Below are 21,690 nucleotides of genomic sequence, written 5' to 3'. Positions count from 1 at the left end.
GCGATGACCGCAATTCCACCAGGCTCGACGATCGGCATTCTGGGCGGCGGACAGCTCGGCCGAATGCTGGCCATGGCCGCCGCGCGTCTTGGCTTCAAGACCCACATCTACGCGCCCGAAGCCGATAGCCCGGCCTTCGACGTCGCCTTCGCCCGCACGATCGCCGACTACGAAGACGAAGAGCATCTCGCCGCCTTCGCCAAATGGGTTCATGTCGCGACCTACGAGTTCGAAAACATTCCTGTCGCCACGGTCGAATTCCTGTCGGCCCGCATCCCGGTCCGGCCCGGCGCCAGGGCGCTCGCCTGCGCTCAGGATCGCATGAACGAAAAATCGCTCGCGCGCGAACTCGGCGCCATGACCGCTGACTTCGCCGCTATCGACAGCCTCGCCGATCTCGAAAAAATTCTCGATGGCGGGTTCGCCGTTCCGTCGGTCCTGAAAACACGCCGCTTCGGCTACGACGGCAAAGGACAGGCGAAGATCCTGAAACGCGCCGATGCCGGCGAAGCCTGGGCGGCGATGCGCGATCAGCCATCGATTCTCGAAAGCTTCGTCAATTTTCGCGCCGAAGTCTCTGTCATAGCGGCGCGCGCCATCGACGGTACGTTCAAAGCTTTCGACGTCACCGACAACGAGCACCGCAACCACATTTTGCATCGCTCGGTCGCGCCGGCCTCGCTCAGCGCCGACGTCGCCGCCGAAGCCGTCGCGATCGCGCGCAACATCGCGGAAAAGCTCGGATACGTCGGCGTCTTTGCGATCGAATTCTTTCTCGTCACCGAAAACGGTCGCGATCGGCTATTCTTTAACGAGATGGCGCCGCGCGTTCACAATTCCGGCCATTGGACGATGGACGGCGCCCTGACCTCGCAATTCGAGCAGCATATCCGCGCCGTGGCCGGTTGGCCGCTGGGCGCGCCCGACCTGATCGCGCCGGCCGCCGAAATGGTGAACCTCATTGGCGATGATATTCTCAACTGGGAAAATATCGCTGCCGAGCCCGGTGCCTTCTTCCACCACTACGGCAAGAAGGAAGCCCGCCCCGGCCGCAAGATGGGCCACGTCAACCGGCTGCTACAGAAGAAGCCCGACTGAGGCATCACCGCGTCGTCGCTTGAGACGTTCTCGCGACGGATTTCGAAGATCTCTGATGAAAGTCGCGTCGGCTCTCGCAAACGTCAGCGGCGTTCGTGATCTTATGATGCGCCGCACCACCGTCCCGTGCGCAGGCGCGAACCGATGTCTACCACGACATCCGGATGAGATGCGAGTTGGCGCAATTCATTTCCGGTTAATCCCCGATGATTGATTTTGGAACCAGAGCAGAATGAAAACAGTTGATTTGACTTAGATCGTGTCGCCGTCCGAGGCATTGTTTAGACAGTTCGAAGTAACCCGCAAGGAGCCACAATGAAACGCATTCTCATCCCAGTGATGGCGCTGATGACGGCATTGGCGGTGCCGGTCACCACGGAAGCGCAACCGACTATCGGCAAGATCGATCTCGGCGAACGGGCAGGAGGCCACAACGGCATCGAGCAAGTGAGGCACCGTGGCGGCGGCGGTCGTCACTTCGGAGGCGGACGTCATTTCCGCGGTGGACACCATTTCCGTGGCGGACGTCATTGGCGCGGTGGGCGTCATTGGAATGGCGGTCGGCATTGGAACGGCGGTCGGCATTGGCGTCGTGGCCACTGGCGCGGGCATCGCCGCTATTGGCACGGCCGCTGGTGGGCTTACGGCGTCGGCAGCTGCTGGCGTTGGTCACCGTACTATGACCGCTTCATCTGGGTTTGCTACTGACCTCAGTTGGACGCAGAACGACGACTTGAGTGATTTGACGGCTCCGCTTTCGCGGGGCCGTCATTTTTTCGCGAGAATGATCTTTGATCTGCCGCGACGGGCATCCGCCGCGCACTTGACTTCGAATTGCCGGCATGGCGATTGATGCGTTGACGTTTCTATTCACGCCATCAGGAGAGACAGGCGATGGACATCAAATCGATCATCATCGGTGTGCTTTTCGTCGCCGTGGTCGTGCTGGCATACATGCTTTACGACGCCAATCAGACGAAGATAAAAATCGACCTTCCCGGCGTGAAGATCGAAGGGCATTGAGCGAGGTTTCAGCTAAGCGTCGTCATGTCGACGAAGGTCGGCACCCAGACCGTTTAATCAATGCCAGTTGCGACGTTCGACGAGATCCCGGCCTCCGCCGGGATGACGGCACAATTTATTCTCCCAACCCCCGGGCCTCTTCCTTCACCTTCACGTCCGCGATGATGCGATCGAGCAGCAGGCACGTGCGCTTCCATAAATCCGAGCCCTTGCGATAGTCGGCGTCGGCGTAAAAATCGCAACGACCTGCCTTGAAAAGCTCGACGCACTTCTTGTCGCTCTCGTCCGGCCCATGCACCGCGATCGCGTGGCCGCCGTTCTTCTTCAGCAGCGCCATCGACGGCACGTCGGTATCACCGTCACCGAAGTAGATGAAGTTCGAGAACGGGATCGGCCGCTCGTCCTCGGGCATGTGCGCGTTGATGCTTTGCCCCAGGTCCTCGATACCCTTGTTGATGCGGAACAGGAATTGCGTTTTGCCGGTATCCGAGATCACTCGTTTCGGAAACGGCAGGTCGTAGGCTTCGAACCAGTATTCGCTGGCGAACACGTTGGCGAAATGCGGATAGATCTTCGTCCCCTCGATGATCTCCGTCAGCCCCGACGACACCAGATAATGTTTTACCATTATGCCCGCGTCGCTCGCGTGCTTCTTCACATAGGCGTGCATCGCGTCGAACCAGGTTTCGACGCCCGGATATAGCTCCACTTTCTTTCCTTGTGCGACGAGATCGGCGCGGTCGATGCGCACGCCCTTCTCTTTCGCCTTCTTGTAGAGAAGGTGCATGTAGGTAATGAGCGCGTCCGCACGTTCGTCTTTCGAGACTCGCGTGCACTCAGCCCAAAAGTCCTTGGGCTCGATGCCGAGCTTCGGCAGGAACGCATATTCCTGCATTGGTTTCGGCGACAGCGTACCGTCGAAGTCATAGACCAGCGCGATGATTTTCTTGTCCGGCGCCGACGGCTCGGCCCCCGCGCGCAGCCGCCCGGTCGCGAAAGGCTTGTTTCGGACCGTATCGCCTTCCTCGGAACCGCGAGTTCGCCTTCCGCCAACCCGTTCGACCATGGGCTTCACTCCGCTCTCGACTTGTAGGGCGGAGAAAAGCGTGATTCGGGTGGCGCGAGAAAGTCGAACGGCCTACTTCGCGTCGGGGTCGGCGTAAATTTCCTCGCGGACCTGGGCATAACTGAGCACGGAAAAGAGCACCGTGCCGCCGAACACATTCCCCGCCAGCGTCGGCAGGAAAAACCGAAAGACCGCCGTTTCGGTCGAGACGCCGCCGGTCAGAACGCCATAGATCGTCTCGGCGCTTCCGGCGACGATATGCGTAAACCCGAACAGCGCGATCAGATACGTCAGAAGCGTGATGATCAGAAATTCGACGTGCTCGGTCGACGACAATATCCAGACCAGCGCCGCGATCAGCCAGCCCGCACCGATGCCCTTGGCGAACATCTCTGCCGGGGAATTGCTCATCACGGCATTGACGATCTTGGACAGCTCAATGGCGACGTCCGCCGTGACGATGGGAAGGAACGCGAGCGCCAACGCGAAAATCAGACAGCCGACGAGGTTCGCGGCGAGAACAATCCCCCACAATCGCACCATGCGTAGAAGCCACTGCACCTGCTTGCGCGCCATGATCGGCAGCACGGCGGTGAGCACGTTCTCGGTGAACAGCTGCTGATGCCCTAGAATGACGATCAGAAAGCCGGCGGCATAGCCAAGCTTGGCGATCAGCGGTGACCAGCCTCCGTCGGGCAGATGCGCGGCAAGCGCAGCTTCCGTCAGAAACGAAAGCCCGATTGAAATTCCGGCCGCAACGCCCGACCACCACAATGCCGAAACCGGACGGCGAAGCTCGATCTCGCCTTGCACCCGGATGATTTCATAAACGACCGCCGGACGATGCCGCACGCCCTCGCGAACCTGCTGCTTCTCCTTGCGGCTGAGGCCCGAACCCGGCGTCGGCTCAGCCGCGGGGGATTCCTTTTCGCCCTGCGCTTCCGACACCTTGTCCTTGGCCGGCTTGCTGCCCGACATCAGTGCTTGCAGCCCGGTCCGTGCACGTGGCCGGGCAGTCCATGCGCGATCTCCGGACCATGATCATGGTCGTGGTCGTGATGCCCGTGGCCATGCTCGTGATCGTGGCTGTGATCATGTCCGCAGCCGCATTCATCGCCGTGCTCGTGATGATGATGGGCTTCCGGATCGACAAGTGCTGCCGCAAGCTTCCGCTCGAGCGCAATCGACATCTCGCGCGGACTGTCCTTGTCTTCGATCAGCAGCGCCATCACTTCCGCGCCGAGCCGGAAATCGTCGACCGCACCGAGATAGTGCCTGCGCAGGCGTCCCTGCCGGTCGAACAGCAATAGAGCCGGCGTGCCCTGCAGCTCGTAAGCCTTCATCGTCTCGGGCAGCTCTTCGCCATTCGGCTTGTCAAGGGCAACAGGGATCGTGATGCCGTTCTCGCTGAGATAAGCTTCGACCTTCTCCGGCGTCTGCTCATCGAACCGTTCGAAAGGCATGTGCAGACCGAAAACCGCGACTTCGCTTTCCTCAAAAGCGCCACGCAGGCGCATCGCCTGGGGCAGGCCGAATTTCTGAGATCCGGGGCAAACGAGCTGCCAGATCGCGACGACGACGACCTTGCCCTTCTCCGCCTTGAGCGTCCGCTTCATATCGGAGTTGAGCCAACGCTGAGCGCTAATCTCGGGCGGTCGTTCTGGATTGAACATTCTGAAAAAGTCCTTGGCTGATTTGCCTTTTATATAGCATTGCGGCGGCCGTAGTGCAGTGGCGCCCCTGAACTTCAGTCGCAATCGCCCGATTTCTCGAAGCCAACGTGCTCGACTTTGTCCGAGCACGCGAATTTAGCCGGCATCGTGCATGGCGCCGAAGGATCCGCCGAATAGATGCGGAAATAGAGCGGGCAGCCGCGCATAACATTATAAACCGAGACGCAGCCTGCCGGTTGCTGCAGCGGCGCCTGCGACTTCGACTGCAGCGTCCAGTTCGTCCGTTTGGACCAGCGGTCTTCAACGATCGAAAGCGCCGGTGTCTTGCCCTCCGCGGTCGCCGCCAGCGCCTCGGGAGTCTGCCGCTCAGGCGGGATGCCGAGCAGGAAGCGCCCCGATGGCTCGCGATAGCCGATAAGATACGCATTCGCCTGCGGACAGGCCGCAATGGCCGTAGCAATCGCCTTTGCCGGCCAGATCCTGCTGATGCTCGGCAGCACGACACCCAGCAGCGTGATGCTCAGCAGCCCGACCGCCCCAATCCCGAGAAATGCCCACCGGCGCAATTGCCCTTCGCGCCCAAGCCGTCCCGTCCAGATGAAAAGCCCTGCGATGATGGCAATGAGAATAAACGCGGGAATACTTGGCAATTCGCCGACGAAGGCATAGACGCCGATGAAGAGAGCGAGCGGCAGGACAGCCAGCGCCGTTGGCCAGATCCGGAAGCCACTCCATTCCGGCTCCTTGCCTTCACCGTGCTCACTCGTGACGACCATCGCGACCGCAAGCGCCAGCCCCGGAAACATCGTTTGCACCATATAGGTGCCGGGCTTCGACGACAGGACTTCGAGATAAATCAGATAGCCGACGACCCAAGCCAAAAGGAAACGCGGCAGTCGCTGATCACGCGCCGCCCAAAATCTTTTGCAGGCCGTTCCGATCAGCATTGTTCCGGGAATGAAACCCAGCACCGCGGCGAGCACGAAAGTTCCCGGAAACGCTCGCAGCTTCATGTCCTGCGCGCCACCCAACGCGCCGAGAAACTCGCGCCATTTCATTCCCGAAAACGCCACGCCGTCCTGATGTGCGCGCACGATCAGCCACGGCGCCCCGAGAACCAGCGCAATCGGAATGCCGATGAGCGGGCGAAGGCGTTTCAACCAAGACAGGTCGCGGTCGAAGACATAAAGCGCGATCAAGCTCGTCAGAACGATGATCGGAACGAGCAGCGCGTTAATGAGAATGCCGATGCCAACAGCAGCCCAGAACAGAACCGCAGTCGCAAACGGCTCGTCGTCATTGACGTAAATTCGCGCCAGCGCCAGCATCGCGACAGTCGCGGGCAGCAGCGACAATCCTTCCGCAATCGCCAGCTGCGACACGAGCACCGTCAACGGCGCTACCGCGAATAGCGCCGACGCGATCAGCGCGGTCTCGGCCCCGACCAGTCCGCGCCCAAGCCAGAATAGCGCCAGCACCGCCAGCATGACCGCGAAGAACGAAGGCAGCCGATAAACCCTGATATCGCGATCATGCGTTTCCCCGGCGAGCCATCGCGCCACGCCCTGCGCCCAGAAAGTGCCGATCGGGCGATATTGCTGCACGGCGTCGCCATACCGCGGATCGGTCCAATCGCCGCGAGCCACCATATCTCTCGTCGTTTCCGACCAGATGACCTCGGTACGGTCGACCGGTGGCAGCCGCACGATCCCGGGCAGATAGACGATCGCACACAACGCAACCAGCGCCAATGACGCCGCCCTTGGCTTCGCCGCGAGCGACGCCCACCAGATCCACATCGTGCGCTGGCGATCCACCACGAATGCCCCCTCGAAACTTGACATGCTTTCGGAACTCGGGTGTTTGCGCATCCGAACGACAAAACGCAAGGGCTTCCGTCCGAATGCCAGGAAAATCGGCTGATCGTGCCGCCCGCCGGGCGCGCCTTATCGAACTCATCAAATTGCGGTCTTTCCAGGAAGGGCCGGAATTCAAGCTGGCGTCGGGAAAAACCTCGACGTTTTACTTCAATATGAAGCCGACGATGCTCGACAGTGAGGGCGCCTATCTCGTCGCATCCTTGATATTGGATCAGCTTCAAGGCGCCGACGCCGACCTGATTGGCGGCCTCGAAATGGGCGCCGTGCCGATCGCTTCGAGCGTTGCCGCTGTCGCCTTCACCGAAGGCCGCAAACTTTCTGCGTTCTTCGTCCGCAAGCAGGCGAAGGAGCACGGCACTCAATCGCTTGTCGAAGGACTGGCGAAGGGCGAGAGCATGGCCGGAAAAAAAGTCGTCGTTGTCGAAGACGTTACGACGACGGGCGGCTCGGCATTGAAGGCCGCCGAAGCGCTGAAAGCAGCAGGCGCCGAGATCGTGCGCGTCATAACCATCGTCGATCGCCTCGACGGTGCTCAGGAAGCCTTCGCCGCAGCCGGGCTCAAATTTGAACCGCTGCTGACGCTCGCTGATTTCCGGAAGTGAGTCTTGTCGTCCTCGCCTTCATGACGAGGACAACAAATCACCCGATATGCGTCTTCAAAAACGCTGCTGTGCGCGCCCACGCGAGCTCCGCGCAATGGCGATCGTGAACGGAGCGCTGCTCGTTCATGAAGGCATGGCTCGCATCGTAGCGATAGATCTCGAACGTCTTGCCGGCCGCCTTCAATCCTGCCTCGAACGCATCGACCTTTTCCGGCGTGATGTAATCGTCGGTATTTGCGAAATGGCCCTGCAGCGGAACTTTCACGTCGGCAGGTTTTGCAACCGTATCCGGCGGCAACCCGTAGAACGGCACAACTGCCGAAAATTCCGGCGCGCGGCTGGCGGCGAGAATGGCAACAGCCCCGCCCATACAGAATCCTGAAACGGCAACCTTCGGGCTCGATCGCAATAAAAACTGAGCCGCGCCACGCACGAGCTGATCGGCCGCTTCGAGAAAATTCAGCGAATTCATCTCGCGGGCAGCAGCTTCGGCGTCGTGATAGGGTACGATCGTTCCGGCATAGAGATCCGGCGCCAGTGCATCATAGCCGAGAAGCGCAAATCGATCGCACAGGCCCTTGATTTGGTCTTGCAGTCCCCACCATTCCTGGATGACGACGACGCCCGGCACATTCCCCTTGCCCGCGAGCGAAAGATAGCCTTCCGCCGTTTTTCCGTCGGGACGGATGAAAGGAATACGGGTTCCCATGGGAGACGCTCCAGTTTAGCCGGCGCGTCTTTCTAGGCGTGGGACCCGCTTTGATCAACGCCCCAGGCGACGCACCAGCGTCGCCCGGAGCCAAGACGCATCATTCCGCGGCGATGCCCGGATTGATCGCCGGGCTAGCCTTCATGACGTCCGCATCGACGTAGGCTGCAAACTTCGCGAAGTTGTCATGGAACATTTGCGCGAGCTTCGCAGCCATCGCGTCGTAGGACTTGGGATCTTTCCAGGTCTCACGCGGATTGAGCAGCTTCTGGTCAATTCCATCCATCGCGACCGGAACGGAGAAACCGAACACCGGATCGATCCGCATCGGCAGCGTTTTCAGCTGGCCGGAAAGCGCTGCATCGAGCAGCCCGCGCGTAACCTTGATCGGCATGCGCGTACCTTCGCCGTATTTACCGCCAGTCCAGCCGGTGTTGACCAGCCAGCAGTCGACACCGTGCTCGGCGATGAGTTTGCGCAAGAGGTTGCCGTAAACACTCGGATGCCGCGGCATGAACGGTGCACCAAAACACGTCGAGAAGGTCGGCTTCGGTTCCGAGCCCATCCCCTTCTCGGTCCCGGCGACCTTCGCGGTGAATCCGGAAAGGAAATGATACATCGCCTGGCTGGGCGTCAGCTTCGCGATCGGCGGCAGCACGCCGAAAGCGTCGGCCGTGAGCATCACGATATTTTTCGGATGTCCCGCGACGCCGGTCGGGCTCGCGTTGGCGATGGCATCGAGCGGATAGGCGGAACGCGAATTCTCCGCGAGCCGGTTGTCGTCGAAATTCGGCACGCGCGTCACCGGATCGATGACGACGTTTTCGAGAACGGTTGCAAACCGGTTCGACGCGTCCCAGATCTGCGGCTCGGCAGCCTTCGAAAGACGGATCGTCTTCGCGTAGCAGCCGCCTTCGAAATTGAAGATGCCCTTCTCCGACCAGCCGTGCTCGTCATCGCCCAGAAGCTCGCGCGCTGGATCGGCCGAAAGCGTCGTCTTGCCCGTTCCCGACAGGCCGAAAAACACCGCCGAGTCACCCTTCTTGCCGACGTTCGCCGAGCAGTGCATCGGCATGACGTTCTTGGTCGGCAGCAGATAGTTGAGGTACGAAAATACGCTCTTCTTGATTTCCCCCGCGTAGCTCGTCCCGCCGATCAATACGATGCGCTTGGTGAAATTGCAGGCGATGACAGTCTCGCTGCGCGTCCCGTGATAAAGCGGCGCTGCACGGAAGCTCGGCAGGTCGACGACTGTGAATTCAGGCGCGAAGCCGTCGAGTTCGCTCTCCTCCGGCCGCCTCAACAGATGACGGATGAACAGCGATTGCCACGCATGCTCCGTCACGATCCGCGTATTGAGCCGGTGCTCCGGATCCGCGCCGGCATAGAGATCCTGTACGAAAATTTCTTTATGACGCGCGAACCCGATGAAATCGGCGAGCAGACGATCGAACTGCTCCTCCGACATCTCCTTAGCGTTGTCCCACCAGATCGCACCATCGGTCGCCTGATCGCGGACGATGTATTTGTCTTCTGCCGACCGCCCTGTGTGCTGCCCGGTCTCAACCGCAACGGCGCCGCTTATCGCCAACCTGCCCTCGCCGCGCCGGATGATGTACTCCATCAATTCGGCCTCGCGAAGATTTCGGCGAACCTTTTGAGACGACTGAGTAGGAAACAAATCGGTCATAAATCCTTGCCTTTTGGAATGAGCGCCTCTCGGCGCAGCGCATGCGATTGAACGGGCATCTGCACAATGCGTTTTAGCAAGCAACGCTTAAACTTGGCCTTTGGTGCCACACAACAAGACCGCTCTGCCATGAGCTGCATCAAGTTGGATGGGATGGCCCTAGACACTAGCCTGCATACGGATTTCGAGCGATAAGAAGGCGCAAAAACCGGTAACAGTATGTTACCACTACATATTCCCCCGAGTCGTCCTTATGCGGACCATGGGTTGAATATCGCCAGCAAACAAGCGGAAATATGAACTTGTAGGCATCGAATTTTGCTGCATTGCTTGCCGTTGGCCGCCCAGTCGCCTATTCAGGTGCTATTCAGTCTCCAGAGCCCAATTGGACGGAGCGCCACAATTGCTACACCATGCCGCCATATGCGCCATACAGGGCGCGGTGCGCATCCCGCCGCGGCCTAGGGGCAGAAGAGGAAAAGATGAAGGAAAAGAGCACCATCGCACTCGTCGATGACGAGCGGAACATCCTGACCTCGTTACGGATGGCGTTGGAGGCCGAAGGCTACAAAGTTCGAACCTACGGGGACGGTGTCTCGGCGCTCGAAGCGCTGACCGAAGAACCAGCCGATCTGGGAATTTTCGATATCAAGATGCCCCGCATGGACGGTATGGAACTTCTGCGCCGCGTCCGCCAGCAATCGGCGATGCCCGTCATCTTCCTGACTTCGAAGGACGAAGAGATCGACGAGTTGTTCGGCCTCAAGATGGGCGCCGACGATTATATCGCGAAGCCCTTTTCCCAGCGCCTCATTGTCGAGCGCGTCAAGGCTGTTCTGCGTCGCGTTGCGCCGAAAGACGGCACCACGACCGAAGACGAAGCCAAACGCGTGCTTGAACGCGGCAAGCTGAAGCTCGATCCGGAACGCCACACTTGCCATTGGGATAGCAAGCCCGTCACTCTGACGGTCACCGAATTTCTGATCCTTCAAGCGCTCGCGACGCGGCCGGGCGTCGTCAAGACGCGCGATGCGCTGATGGATGCCGCTTACGATGATCAGGTCTATGTCGACGATCGCACGATCGACAGCCACATCAAGAGGCTGCGCAAGAAGTTCAAACAGGTCGATGATGATTTCGACGTGATCGAAACACTTTACGGCGTCGGTTATCGCTTCAAAGAGTAGGAAGCCGACAAGCCACCGGGGACGGGATGGCATTAGACAGCAACGACATCGCGGCTGCGGCGCTCGATAGCCCCGCCGGCGAAATCGCTGCGCCCGAGGCAAGTCCGAAGCCGAGGAAGTTCGATGCGCGCGCTTTGGCAATGCGCGCGGCGACGGCAACGGGCAGCTGGCTGGCAAAAGGCTGGATCGCGCGCGTCATCGGGAAAAACCTGAGACGCCGCATTCTGCTTGCGAACCTGCTCGGCCTCGCCGGATTGCTGTTCGCGATGCTCTACCTCAGCCTTCATCACGGCTGGCTGCTCGACGCCAAAGTCGACGTCGTAAAAACGGTCTCGCGCATCACCGCGGAGGCCATCGCATATCGGGCCGTCAACGAACGCGCGATTTTCGATCCGAATCGGATACCCGAGAAAACGCCGCTACGCGCCCAACGCGACGACGCTTTCGCGGCCCTCGAACTGCCGATCGATCCGCATCAGGCGGCGATTATTCTGCGCAAGCTCGTTGGCCCGGCCGAACTCACGGCGCGCATCTATTCCGCAAAAGGCACGTTGATTCTCAACGGCGACACGCTGTTCTCAAACAACAACGACGACGCCGGGCCGCCGCCCGACGCCAACGACCCAGCCCCTCGCCTCAAGAATTTCTGGACCCGCCTGCACTACTGGGTCATCAACAAAGAACTCAAAGTCTACCGCGAGCTCGGCACCGCCAACGGTTTCCTCTATCCCGAAGTCAGAAACGCCGCCGTCAATGGCATCGAGACGCCCATCCTTCTTTTGAACCGCCACGGTCAGCAGATCGTGTCGATGGCGGAGCCGATCAAACGTGGCAATAAAATTCTCGGCGTTCTTTTGATCTCGACGAACCCAGGCGATATCGACGACGTTCTCTGGGACGAGCGCTGGCTGATCCTCCAGATTGCCGCAATGGCCCTGCTCGTCGCCGTCGGAAGCTCTCTGGTGCTCGAGCGAACCGTGGCCGGTCCAATGCGCCGGCTTTCCGAAGCTGCCAATCGGGTCACGCAGAACATCTCCGCGCGCGAACAACTGCCCGATCTGACCGCCCGCCGCGATGAGGTAGGCCAAACCGGCCGGGCCTTCGTCGCCATGACCAATGCCCTCTACCGGCGCATCGAGGCGAGCGAGAAATTCGCAGCCGACGTCGCCCACGAATTGAAGAACCCGCTGGCCGCCGCCCGTTCGACCGCGGAAGCGATGGCCTATGCCAAATCGGACGCCGACCGTACCGCCCTCGTCCAGGAAATCCAGGCCGAGCTGAAGCGGCTCAATCGATTGATCAACGATATTTCGAGCACGTCGCGCCTCGATGCCGAACTTGCGCGCCAGGAAATGCAGACGATCGACATCCGCTCGGTTCTCGACAGCATCAGCCGCCTCTTCACCGATATGCTGGCGGACGACAGCCGCAAGATCCGCCTCTTCGTCGAACCCGGCAGCGCATCGTCTTATACGGTACGCGGCAATGACAGCCGGCTCGGCCAGGTCTTTACCAATCTGATCGACAACGCGCTGTCGTTTTCACCCGAAGGCGCCGTCGTCACCGTGCGCGCACGGCCCAACGGCAACAAGGTCGAGATCACCGTCGACGACGAAGGACCGGGAATTCCCGCCGATAAACTCGGCCAGATCTTCGACCGCTTCTATAGCGATCGCCCGCTGACCGACGCCAAGCGGGGAAAGAATTCCGGTCTCGGCCTATCGATTTCGCGCGAGATCGTCGCCAGCCACAACGGCGAGATCTTCGCCGAAAATCACGAACACGGCGACGAGACCTCGCGCAAAGGCGCCCGCTTCACCGTGCGCTTGCCGCTGTCACCCGCGCCGGGGGCTGGACTTGCCTGGAGAAATTGAGCGGCTGCACGCAACCGCAGTGGCTGTCGGAGGCTGCGCCGCGCTGATCCGCGGCCCGTCAGGCGCCGGAAAGTCTGATCTTGCGCTTCGTTGCCTGGGCCTCGGCCTCTCGGAAATCGTTCGCCAAACGCCGAAGCTTGTGGCCGACGATCAAGTTATACTAAAGAGGCACGGTCCGGATTTGCGTGTGAGCGCTCCTCCGGCATTGCGCGGCAAGCTTGAAGTACGCGGCCTTGGCATCCTTGAGGTTGATGCGATTTCCGAGGCGAACGTGATCGTGGTCGTCGACCTTACGTCGAAGGATGCGATTGAAAGATACCCTGATCCATGGCCTTTCACGCCTATTCTGGGCTTCGACGTCGCCCTCGTCCGCTTGTCACCGTTCGAAAGCTCAAGCGCCCTTAAACTTGTAACGGCCATCGGCATGGCGCCGAGGCCACGTATTGTTCCGAAGGCCTGAGCCCATCCAAAAACTGCTTGCACCCATGGCAAACACTTGCCACTTTCCGCGCCAAATGGCGAAGCTACAATCGGCAGCGCCGAACGGTAGTGAAATGGCCCGTCGCACATGATCGGACTTGTCATCGTCACGCATGGCGGGCTTGCGCAAGAATTTCGAAATGCGCTCGAGCACGTCGTCGGTAAACAGTCTGCACTCGAGACGATCGCCATCGGCCCCGACGACGACATGGAAGCACGGCGCCTCGAAATCCTGAATGCCGTACAGCGAGTCGACAACGGCAAGGGCGTGATCATCCTGACCGATATGTTCGGTGGCACGCCGTCCAATCTCGCGATTTCCGTAATGGACGAAACCAGGGCCGAGGTGATCGCCGGCATCAGCCTTCCGATCCTCGTAAAACTTGCAAGCATTCGCGGCGAGACACCGCTCGATCAAGCTGTCATTATGGCTCGCGACGCCGGCAAGAAATACATCAAAGTCGCAAGCCAAGAACTCTCCGGCGGTTGAGAGTAAGCGATGCCTGAACTGGCGAACAGTTTGAAACCTGAAGCCGTCGTCATCATCCGTAACGTCAAGGGCCTGCATGCACGCGCTTCGGCGAAGTTCGTGAAACTGGCTGAAAGCTTCGATGCGACCGTCACCGTCACTCATCACGGGAATTCGGTCGGTGGAACCTCGATCATGGGCCTGATGATGCTCGCAGCCGGCCCAGGCTCCGAACTCCATATTGTCGCCGAGGGCGCGCAGGGCCCCGAAGCCCTTCAAGCCCTTGTCCATCTCGTCGAAGCCGGCTTCGACGAGGAATGCATCGGCGACGCATAAATCCGTCGGCGTGCTTGGTGGCCGGCTCCTCGCGGAGAAGTCACCAGACGCAAACAAAAAAGGGACGCCTAAGCGTCCCTCTTCGCAAGTCTTGATGTGCCCGCCGTCACTGCGACAGGTAGAGACTTGAAATCTTCAGCGCGATGTCGCGGAAAGCTGCCTTCAACGCATCGCCAGTCGACGAATTGTAGAAGTGGTCCGCGTCCGTCGCACAGCTCGAAAGCGTGTTGATCGCAAGCTGGCTGCCACCAAGTTGGAAGCCGACAGTATAGACCTCAATGCCCTTTGCTTTCATCGCCGTGCATTGCGCTACGGCCTGAGCAGCGGAACAGTCCGTATTCGCGGAACCCTTGCAGGTTACCTTCGTGCCGCTGATCAACTCGGAAACGGGATAGCCGTATGACGTGTAAGACGTATTGTATTCGCCATCGGTCATCAGGATTGCGATTTTCTTCAGCTTGTCCGTCCCGTAAGCCGCCGGAGTGCTGGAAGATGACCATAGTGAAGACCAGCTTGGAGACAACATATACCACGCCCACGCGGTGCCGACATGGCCTGCCGTGCTGCCTTCAGTCTGAAGCCCACTGATCTTAGCCAACAGCGCAGTCTTGTCGCTCGTGAGCGGAAGTAATTCTTCGCTGGAACTCAAATCACACGTGGGAGTGACTTTGTTGCTCGCCGAGCTATGCACCATCACGTACTGACCCGACTTCGGAGCAGCATCTGTATATTTCTGTGTTCCCGTACGCTCTACGACGCACGGAGAAGTCGTCTTTGTGGTACCCGTGGCGAGTTTGAATGCCGACGTGGGTAGGCGAACGTCGTAGGCAAACGGTACGATCGCGATTTTCGACGTGTATTCGCTTTGATCGCTCCACACGACGATATTCACGAGGTCGCTCGCCGCCGACTTCATGTCTGTGAGCTTCTGCCCGGACATCGACCCAGTGATGTCGAGCATCATACTAACTTCAAGGTTCGTCTCGCCGTTGCCTCCGACGGCAAGAACGGCCTTGGAATAGTCGGAGCCATCCGCACGGAGCAACGGCAAGGTCTTGCCCTTGTCGGTGCCGAGAAAGGCAAGGTGCATGAACGGGGTCGCGACCTTGACGTTGCCCTGTGTCTGCATCGCCGTACCGTTATCGGTCACGATGAAATTGATGGTGTCGGACCCCGGAACGACCTGAATGCGGTTCTTCGTGGCCTGCGTGTAGTACGTCTGCGCGACCGTCTGCGCGGCCGTCTGATCGCCGCCGTTTGACTGCAGCGCCCGTGCGCCGGCGAGCACCGCGGCGTCCGTGGCTTCGATCGTTTGAGAGCGGGCGTTGATGAATCGCGCATAATCGACAGCCAGTCCGACCATTGCGCACAGGACCAACATTGTCAGTCCGAACGTCATGGTAATGCTGCCTTGGGTCTCGGCCTTGAATGCAACCAGCTTGGCGCGAAATCCGGCGCCCTCACCCAAAATCTTACCGGTTAGTGTTTCACCGTCACGCGCACCACGCAATACAACCGCGCCCTTCATTATCCGCCTCCACGGAAAATACTCCGTGCCGACATTGCGGGCGAATAGATTTATAGGAAATTAATGCGCTAAATTTTAGTTGTTTATGAGATTAATACAGAGTTACTTCAAAGAACTAAATAAAAATCAAATTTTATCTATAGATGAAATAGTAAAATAACCATATAAGCTTGGTTGATACTTCACAAATCGGCGCGGACGAGGATCCGGCTCTCCGGCCTCGGGGACATAAAGACTTGCTTATATGTTATTGCCTCGCGCCCGCGACTTCGTTATAGCAGCCGCGGAGAAGCGGGTGGCGCATGCGCCCCGCCCGGTAACCGCTCGAAATCTGAGCTGAGACAGCGCAGGTTCGCGCCCCATCTATGAGGAAGGCAACCGGATGAGCACGAAATTCACCGACTACATCGTCAAGGATCTCGGCCTCGCCGAATGGGGGCGCAAGGAAATCGCCATTGCCGAAACCGAAATGCCGGGCCTCATGGCGACCCGCGAGGAATATGGCGCATCGAAGCCGCTGAAGGGCGCGCGCATCGCCGGCTCGTTGCATATGACCATCCAGACGGCGGTGCTGATCGAGACGCTGGCCGCCCTCGGCGCCGACATCCGCTGGGTATCCTGCAACATTTACTCGACCCAGGATCATGCCGCCGCGGCAATCGCTGCCGCTGGCATTCCGGTCTTCGCATGGAAAGGCGAAAGCCTCGTTGAATACTGGGACTATACGCGCAAGCTCTTCGAGTGGGGCGACGGCGGCGTTCCGAACATGATCCTCGACGATGGTGGCGACGCCACGCTCTTCGTCCACCTTGGCCTTCGCGCCGAGAATGGCGACGACGCATTCCTAGACAAGGGAAGCTCGGAAGAAGAGCAGATCCTTTTTGCCCTGATCAAGAAAACGTTGAAGGAAAAGCCCAAGGGCTGGTTCGCAACCGTTGCAACGCACATCAAGGGCGTTTCGGAAGAGACGACGACCGGCGTCCATCGCCTCTACGAGATGCAGAAGGACGGCACCCTCCTGTTCCCTGCCATCAACGTCAATGACAGCGTCACCAAGTCGAAATTCGACAACCTCTATGGCTGCCGCGAAAGCCTCGTCGATGGCATCCGTCGCGGCACCGACGTCATGATGGCCGGCAAGGTCGCGATGGTTGCGGGCTTCGGCGACGTCGGCAAGGGTTCGGCCGCATCGCTTCGGAACGCCGGTTGCCGCGTCATGGTCTCCGAAATCGATCCGATCTGCGCCCTGCAGGCGGCGATGGAAGGCTACGAAGTGGTCACGATGGAAGACGCCGTCTCGCGCGCCGATATTTTCGTGACCGCAACCGGCAACAAGGACATCATTACGGTCGACCACATGCGCGCCATGAAAGATCGCGCCATCGTCTGCAACATCGGCCACTTCGACAACGAGATCCAGGTCGCGGGCCTCAAGAACTTCAAGTGGAACAACATCAAGCCGCAAGTCGATGAGATCGAGTTCCCGACGGGCCGCCGTATCATCCTCTTGTCCGAGGGTCGTCTGGTGAACCTGGGCAACGCCATGGGCCATCCATCGTTCGTGATGTCGGCATCGTTCACGAACCAGACCCTGGCCCAGATCGAGCTTTTCACCAACCACGGCAAATACCACAAGGAAGTCTACACGTTGCCGAAGCACCTCGACGAGAAGGTCGCGATGCTCCACCTGGCGAAAATCGGAGCCAATCTGACAAAGCTTCGCCCGGATCAGGCTGCCTATATCGGCGTCAAGCCGGAAGGCCCCTTCAAGTCCAACCATTATCGCTATTGATCGCCGGTCTCACGATCCGAATCAGAGCCTATCGCGGCGCCAGGGAAACACTCTGGCGCCGTTTCGTTTGCCTGAGACCCGCGCTGTGGCGGCAGCCGCTTCCGAGCCCCATACTCGGGATGATTCGGTCGCGAGACCCGGATCGCCTTGGTGTGCCCGCGCGCCTTGGCCGATTGTATCCACATGCAACGGAATGCAATGCCCACCGCGCCTCCATCTGGCCGACGTCTGGCAACGAAACTTCAGCTTATGCTGCTGCTTGCGGCAGCCATAGGTCTGGTGGCCACCCTGCTCGCGGTGTTCGTCGGCGGCCATGGCGTTGATCCCGGCAAGCTCACAGTCCGCCAGATGGCGACCGTCGGCTTCATTGCAGGCGCAATGTTCATCGCCGGACTCGTCGTTTGGCGCATCGGGAGCGTCGCACGCGCCGATGCGAAGAAGGCCAAAGCCGAGAGCCAGCACCTTCGCCGCAATCTCGCAGCCGCCGATGCCATCATCCGCGCCGAGCCGCAGGTTTTGATATTCTGGGAGCAGGGTCAGGCCGTCCGCATCGCCGCCCACACACTCACCGGAATTCCGGGACTTCCCGAACAGCATGCCGAAATCCTGCGCTTCGGCCAATGGCTCGATGCGCGCTCCGCCGACACCCTGAAGGCCCTGCTCGACAAGCTGTTCGCCAATGGCCGAGCCTTCGGAACCATCTTGAAGACGATCGCGGGCGGCACGCTTGAAGCCGAAGGCCGGGCTGTCGGCGGCCGGGCTGTTCTCCGCTTCAAAGACGTGTCGACCTATAAGGCCGAAATCGCCCGCATCGACGAACAGCACGACGCGCTCGCCCGCGATATTCGTTCGAGCCGAGCCCTCCTTGATACCTTGCCGATGCCCGTTTGGCTTCGCGACCAGGCGGGCCACCTTGTCTGGGTCAATGCCGCATATGTCAAAGCGGTCGAAGCCGACACCGAACTGGAAGTCCTCGAACGCCAGATCGAACTGCTGGAAACGCGACAGCGCAAGCAGGTGGCAAAGACCGTCGCCGCCGGCGAAAGCTATAAAGCCCGCGTGCACCTCATTGCCGGCGGTCAGCGCAAGCCGCATGACATCGTCATCCTGCCGGTCGAGGGCATGACGGCCGGCGCCGCCATCGACGTCACCGAGATCGAGACCGCGCAAGGCGAACTCGACCGTCAGGTCGCCGCCTATGACCGTACGCTCGACCACGTTGAAACGGCGGTCGCGCTTTTTGATCGCGACCAGAAATTGGTCTTTCACAACGCCGCCTTTTCGAATTTGTGGTCGCTTGACCCCGAATGGCTCGCGACGCGGCCGAGCGACAGCGATATCCTCGACCGTCTGCGCGAGAAAGGTGATCTGCCGCCCGTCGTCAGCCACCGCGATTGGAAAGCCCAGGTGCTCGCGACCTCGCGCACCGGCGTGGCCCTGGAAGACGTTTGGCATCTGACCGACGGACGCATCGTCAAGGTCATCGCCGAACAGCGCACCGACGGCGGCGTCACATACCTTTTCGCCAACGAGACAGACAGGCTCGCGCTCGAAAGCCGCTACAATGCCCTAATCGACGTGCAGAGCGAAACTCTCGACAGCTTGAAGGAAGGCGTCGCGGTGTTCGGCACCGATGGGCGCCTGAAGCTCTTCAATCGCGCCTTCTGCGACATCTGGCAGATCCCACAACGAAAGCTCAAGGAAGGGCCGCACGTCGGCGAAATCATCGCCGCCGTCCAGACGCTATTCCCCGACGCCGGCACATGGATGCGCATCGGCCGCGCCGTCACTGCATTCCAGGACCAGCGCGAAACGTTTGCCGGTCAGATGGACCGCACCGACAATAAAGTGATCGACTATGCGCTGATGCCGCTCCCCGATGGCGCGACCCTTCTGACATTCGCCGACGTCACCAATGCCAAGGTCGCCGAGCGTGCTCTCCTCGAGCGCAACGAAGCACTCGTTGCGGCGGACCGGCTGAAAACCAACTTCATCAGCCATATCTCATACGAATTGCGGACCCCGCTTCAGTCGATCATCGGCTTCTCCGAGCTGCTTTCGAGCCCCGCCCTCGGATCGCTCAACGACAAGCAGCGCGAATATCTCACCGACATCATGTTCTCATCCAAGACTCTGCTATCGATTATCGACGATATCCTGGATCTGACGACGATCGAAGCCGGCGGCATGGAACTCAAGCTCGCTCCCGTCGGAGTGAGGGCAATCATCGACGCAGCCATCCTCGGCATCCGCGAGCGCGCAATCCGCTCACGCCTCACCATCGACATCGCCGTCGCCGATGACGTCACCGAAATCCTGGTCGATGAAGCGCGCATGCGGCAGGTTCTCTACAATCTGCTGTCGAACGCCGTCGGCTTTTCGAAGGTCGATGGCACAGTGCACCTCGCCTGCTGGCGCGAAGGCGGCACCATCAATTTCCGCGTCGAAGATGAGGGCATCGGCATTCCGAAAGATCAGATCGGCCGGGTCTTCCAGCGCTTCGAGAGCCGGAGCCGCGGCTCCGACCACCGCGGCGCCGGCCTCGGCCTTTCAATTGCCAAAAGCCTGGTAGAGCTTCATGGCGGCACCATAGAAATCACGTCCGAAGAGGGCCGCGGCACGCGCGTCGTCGTCCGTATCCCCGACAGGCCGCTCGCTGAGATGACGAACGGCGGCGCGGACAGCAAAGACAGGCTGGCGGGCGGCTCGCGCGCAGCGTAAATACGGGCGCGATGACACACTCGGAATACTCATTTCCCAATCTGACGGAAGCCGACGTCGGACGGCTGGCGCAGGAAATCGCATTCCTGATCCAGGCGGGTGACACCCTCGCCCTCGAGGGCGACCTTGGCGCCGGCAAATCGACATTTGCGCGCGCCCTCATCCGCTCCGTCGCCGGAGATCCGAAGCTCGAAATTCCCAGCCCCACTTTCACGCTCGTGCAGGCCTACGAAACCCCGCGCTTCGACATTGCACACTTCGACCTCTACCGCCTGTCCGACCCGAGCGAACTCGATGAGCTCGGGCTCGACGCAGCACTTTCGCGCGGCGTCGCCATCGTCGAATGGCCCTCGCGCGGCGACGGCCGCATTCCCGCCGAACGGCTCACGCTTCGTTTCGATGAAGCGGCGGCATTCGATCGCCGCAACATCGGCATCGCAGCATCAGCCGGACTTGCATCTCGCCTCGACCGTTTCGTGTCGATCCGCAAATTCCTCAAACGTGCTGGCTGGGGCGACGCGTGGACCGCCTTCAGCTATTTGCAGGGCGACGCATCCCCGCGCCGCTACGCTCGCCTTGTGAAGCCGGACGGCACGCGCGCCATATTGATGGATTCACCGCAGCGCCCCGACGGCCCGCCCATCCGCGACGGCAAACCCTATAGCGCCATCGCCCATCTCGCCGAAAGCGTGAAAGCGTTCGTCGCTATCGACCGAACATTGGAAGCGGCGGGAATTGCTGTGCCTCGCATTCTGGCTGAGGACTTGGGCGATGGCCTCCTGCTGATCGAAGACTTCGGCGATGCCGTGTTCGGCGCCGAAGTCGGAAAAGGCCGCAGCCAAGACGAGCTTTGGACGCGAGGTGTCGACACTCTGGTTGCAATCCAGCGCGTACCTCCACCCGCACGCATTCCACTATCGGATGGCAGTCTGTTCGAGTTGCCGGTCGCAGACCACGGTGTCCTCGAAATCGAAACCGAGCTTCTATTGGATTGGTATTGGCCGGCGCTACGCGGAGAACCTGCGCCGAAATCCGCTCGCGACGAATTCAACGCTCTTTGGACGCCTGTCTTCGACCGCGTTTTGGCCGGACCGAAGACCTGGTTGCTGCGGGATTATCACTCTCCCAACTTGATCGCGCTCGACGAGCGGTCCACCCCCCGCGACGTCGGTGTCATCGATTTCCAGGACGCCATGATCGGCCCTGCGGCCTACGACCTTGTCTCTCTGCTGCAGGATGCTCGCATCGACGTGCCCGAACGCCTCGAAAAACAAATGTTTGATCGCTACGTATCGGCCGTCACGGCCCGCAATCCCAAATTCGACCAAACCGAATTCGCCTTCAGCTATGCTGCGCTCGGCGCCCAACGAAATACAAAAATCCTTGGCATTTTCGCCCGTCTCGCGATGCGGGACGGAAAAAGGCAATATCTCGCCCATCTCCCACGGATCTGGGGGTATCTCGAACGTGACCTGCTGCACGATGATCTCGCCCCACTCAAGGCATGGTATGACGCTAACCTGCCTCGCAACCAGCGTGCGGAAGCCTTGAATATCTAACCC

The 21,690-nt window shown here is 60.1% G+C and carries 19 protein-coding genes; 12 read left to right on the top strand and 7 right to left on the bottom strand.

All coding sequences use genetic code 11. The features are described from left to right. The first annotated feature begins 3 nt into the window (after window positions 1–3). From QM780_RS18400 to QM780_RS18390, 3 genes are all read left to right on the top strand, one after another. Window positions 4–1,098 (top strand): 5-(carboxyamino)imidazole ribonucleotide synthase, encoded by a 1,095-nt coding sequence (locus tag QM780_RS18400; protein ID WP_415071874.1) that lies wholly within the window; start codon window positions 4–6, stop codon window positions 1,096–1,098. A 315-nt stretch (window positions 1,099–1,413) separates the two neighbouring features. Next, on the top strand, window positions 1,414–1,806 hold the full coding sequence (locus QM780_RS18395; RefSeq protein WP_415071873.1) for a hypothetical protein: 393 nt from the start codon (window positions 1,414–1,416) through the stop codon (window positions 1,804–1,806). 186 nt (window positions 1,807–1,992) lie between these two features. Beyond that, window positions 1,993–2,121: a hypothetical protein gene (locus QM780_RS18390; RefSeq protein ID WP_415071872.1), complete on the top strand. Its 129-nt coding sequence runs from the start codon at window positions 1,993–1,995 to the stop codon at window positions 2,119–2,121. A gap of 115 nt (window positions 2,122–2,236) precedes the next feature. On the opposite strand, the gene QM780_RS18385 is transcribed toward QM780_RS18390, so the two are convergent. The 4 genes from QM780_RS18385 to QM780_RS18370 form a co-directional block, all read right to left on the bottom strand. Continuing rightward, window positions 2,237–3,187: an HAD family hydrolase gene (locus QM780_RS18385; RefSeq protein ID WP_415071871.1), complete on the bottom strand. Its 951-nt coding sequence runs from the start codon at window positions 3,185–3,187 to the stop codon at window positions 2,237–2,239. A gap of 72 nt (window positions 3,188–3,259) precedes the next feature. Next, a complete protein-coding gene (locus QM780_RS18380; RefSeq protein WP_415071870.1) occupies window positions 3,260–4,165 on the bottom strand; it encodes a formate/nitrite transporter family protein in 906 nt (301 codons plus the stop codon). After that, on the bottom strand, window positions 4,165–4,860 hold the full coding sequence (locus tag QM780_RS18375; protein ID WP_415071869.1) for a TlpA disulfide reductase family protein: 696 nt from the start codon (window positions 4,858–4,860) through the stop codon (window positions 4,165–4,167). Before QM780_RS18375 ends, QM780_RS18380 begins: the two co-directional genes overlap by 1 nt. Window positions 4,861–4,934: 74 nt before the next feature. Next, on the bottom strand, window positions 4,935–6,704 hold the full coding sequence (locus tag QM780_RS18370; RefSeq protein ID WP_415071868.1) for an ArnT family glycosyltransferase: 1,770 nt from the start codon (window positions 6,702–6,704) through the stop codon (window positions 4,935–4,937). A gap of 59 nt (window positions 6,705–6,763) precedes the next feature. Between QM780_RS18370 and pyrE the strand changes: the two genes are divergently transcribed. Next, window positions 6,764–7,342 carry an orotate phosphoribosyltransferase gene (gene pyrE / locus QM780_RS18365; RefSeq protein WP_415071867.1) on the top strand — a complete coding sequence of 193 codons (579 nt, stop codon included), beginning with the start codon at window positions 6,764–6,766 and terminating at the stop codon, window positions 7,340–7,342. A gap of 37 nt (window positions 7,343–7,379) precedes the next feature. Here pyrE and QM780_RS18360 read toward each other — a convergent pair whose 3' ends face one another. Together QM780_RS18360 and QM780_RS18355 are read right to left on the bottom strand one after the other, a co-directional pair. After that, on the bottom strand, window positions 7,380–8,051 hold the full coding sequence (locus QM780_RS18360; RefSeq protein ID WP_415071866.1) for a dienelactone hydrolase family protein: 672 nt from the start codon (window positions 8,049–8,051) through the stop codon (window positions 7,380–7,382). Window positions 8,052–8,151: 100 nt separating this feature from the next. Continuing rightward, window positions 8,152–9,741 carry a phosphoenolpyruvate carboxykinase gene (locus QM780_RS18355; protein WP_415071865.1) on the bottom strand — a complete coding sequence of 530 codons (1,590 nt, stop codon included), beginning with the start codon at window positions 9,739–9,741 and terminating at the stop codon, window positions 8,152–8,154. Window positions 9,742–10,223: 482 nt separating this feature from the next. Here QM780_RS18355 and QM780_RS18350 point away from each other — a divergent pair, with 482 nt between their 5' ends. From QM780_RS18350 to QM780_RS18330, 5 genes are all read left to right on the top strand, one after another. Further along, complete coding sequence (locus tag QM780_RS18350; protein ID WP_415071864.1) at window positions 10,224–10,928, top strand: response regulator transcription factor; 705 nt, start codon at window positions 10,224–10,226, stop codon at window positions 10,926–10,928. Between the two features lie 26 nt (window positions 10,929–10,954). Beyond that, window positions 10,955–12,802, top strand: coding sequence for a stimulus-sensing domain-containing protein (locus QM780_RS18345; protein ID WP_415071863.1), 1,848 nt, complete (start codon window positions 10,955–10,957; stop codon window positions 12,800–12,802). Beyond that, on the top strand, window positions 12,786–13,262 hold the full coding sequence (locus QM780_RS18340) for an HPr kinase/phosphorylase (RefSeq protein WP_415071862.1): 477 nt from the start codon (window positions 12,786–12,788) through the stop codon (window positions 13,260–13,262). The genes QM780_RS18345 and QM780_RS18340 overlap by 17 nt, the downstream gene beginning before the upstream one ends. Window positions 13,263–13,370: 108 nt before the next feature. After that, the gene (locus QM780_RS18335) at window positions 13,371–13,772 is read left to right on the top strand and encodes a PTS sugar transporter subunit IIA (RefSeq protein ID WP_415071861.1); all 402 of its coding nucleotides are present in this window, start codon (window positions 13,371–13,373) and stop codon (window positions 13,770–13,772) included. Between the two features lie 9 nt (window positions 13,773–13,781). Next, entirely contained in the window at window positions 13,782–14,087 is a 306-nt protein-coding gene (locus QM780_RS18330) for an HPr family phosphocarrier protein (protein WP_415071860.1), read from the top strand. A gap of 106 nt (window positions 14,088–14,193) precedes the next feature. Here the strand turns inward: QM780_RS18330 and QM780_RS18325 are convergent, their stop codons facing one another. Continuing rightward, window positions 14,194–15,615 carry a pilus assembly protein TadG-related protein gene (locus tag QM780_RS18325; RefSeq protein WP_415071859.1) on the bottom strand — a complete coding sequence of 474 codons (1,422 nt, stop codon included), beginning with the start codon at window positions 15,613–15,615 and terminating at the stop codon, window positions 14,194–14,196. A 382-nt stretch (window positions 15,616–15,997) separates the two neighbouring features. On the opposite strand from QM780_RS18325, the gene ahcY reads away from it, so the two are divergent. From ahcY to tsaE, 3 genes are all read left to right on the top strand, one after another. Then, window positions 15,998–17,407 carry an adenosylhomocysteinase gene (gene ahcY / locus QM780_RS18320; RefSeq protein WP_415071858.1) on the top strand — a complete coding sequence of 470 codons (1,410 nt, stop codon included), beginning with the start codon at window positions 15,998–16,000 and terminating at the stop codon, window positions 17,405–17,407. A 249-nt stretch (window positions 17,408–17,656) separates the two neighbouring features. Beyond that, window positions 17,657–20,128 (top strand): ATP-binding protein, encoded by a 2,472-nt coding sequence (locus QM780_RS18315; protein WP_415071857.1) that lies wholly within the window; start codon window positions 17,657–17,659, stop codon window positions 20,126–20,128. Window positions 20,129–20,139: 11 nt separating this feature from the next. Then, complete coding sequence (gene tsaE, locus QM780_RS18310) at window positions 20,140–21,687, top strand: tRNA (adenosine(37)-N6)-threonylcarbamoyltransferase complex ATPase subunit type 1 TsaE (protein WP_415071856.1); 1,548 nt, start codon at window positions 20,140–20,142, stop codon at window positions 21,685–21,687. Window positions 21,688–21,690: the final 3 nt, after the last annotated feature.

Source organism: Hyphomicrobium sp., from assembly GCF_047600905.1.
Lineage (GTDB): Bacteria > Pseudomonadota > Alphaproteobacteria > Rhizobiales > Hyphomicrobiaceae > Hyphomicrobium_B.
This window is presented reverse-complemented; position numbering and strand designations above follow the sequence as displayed.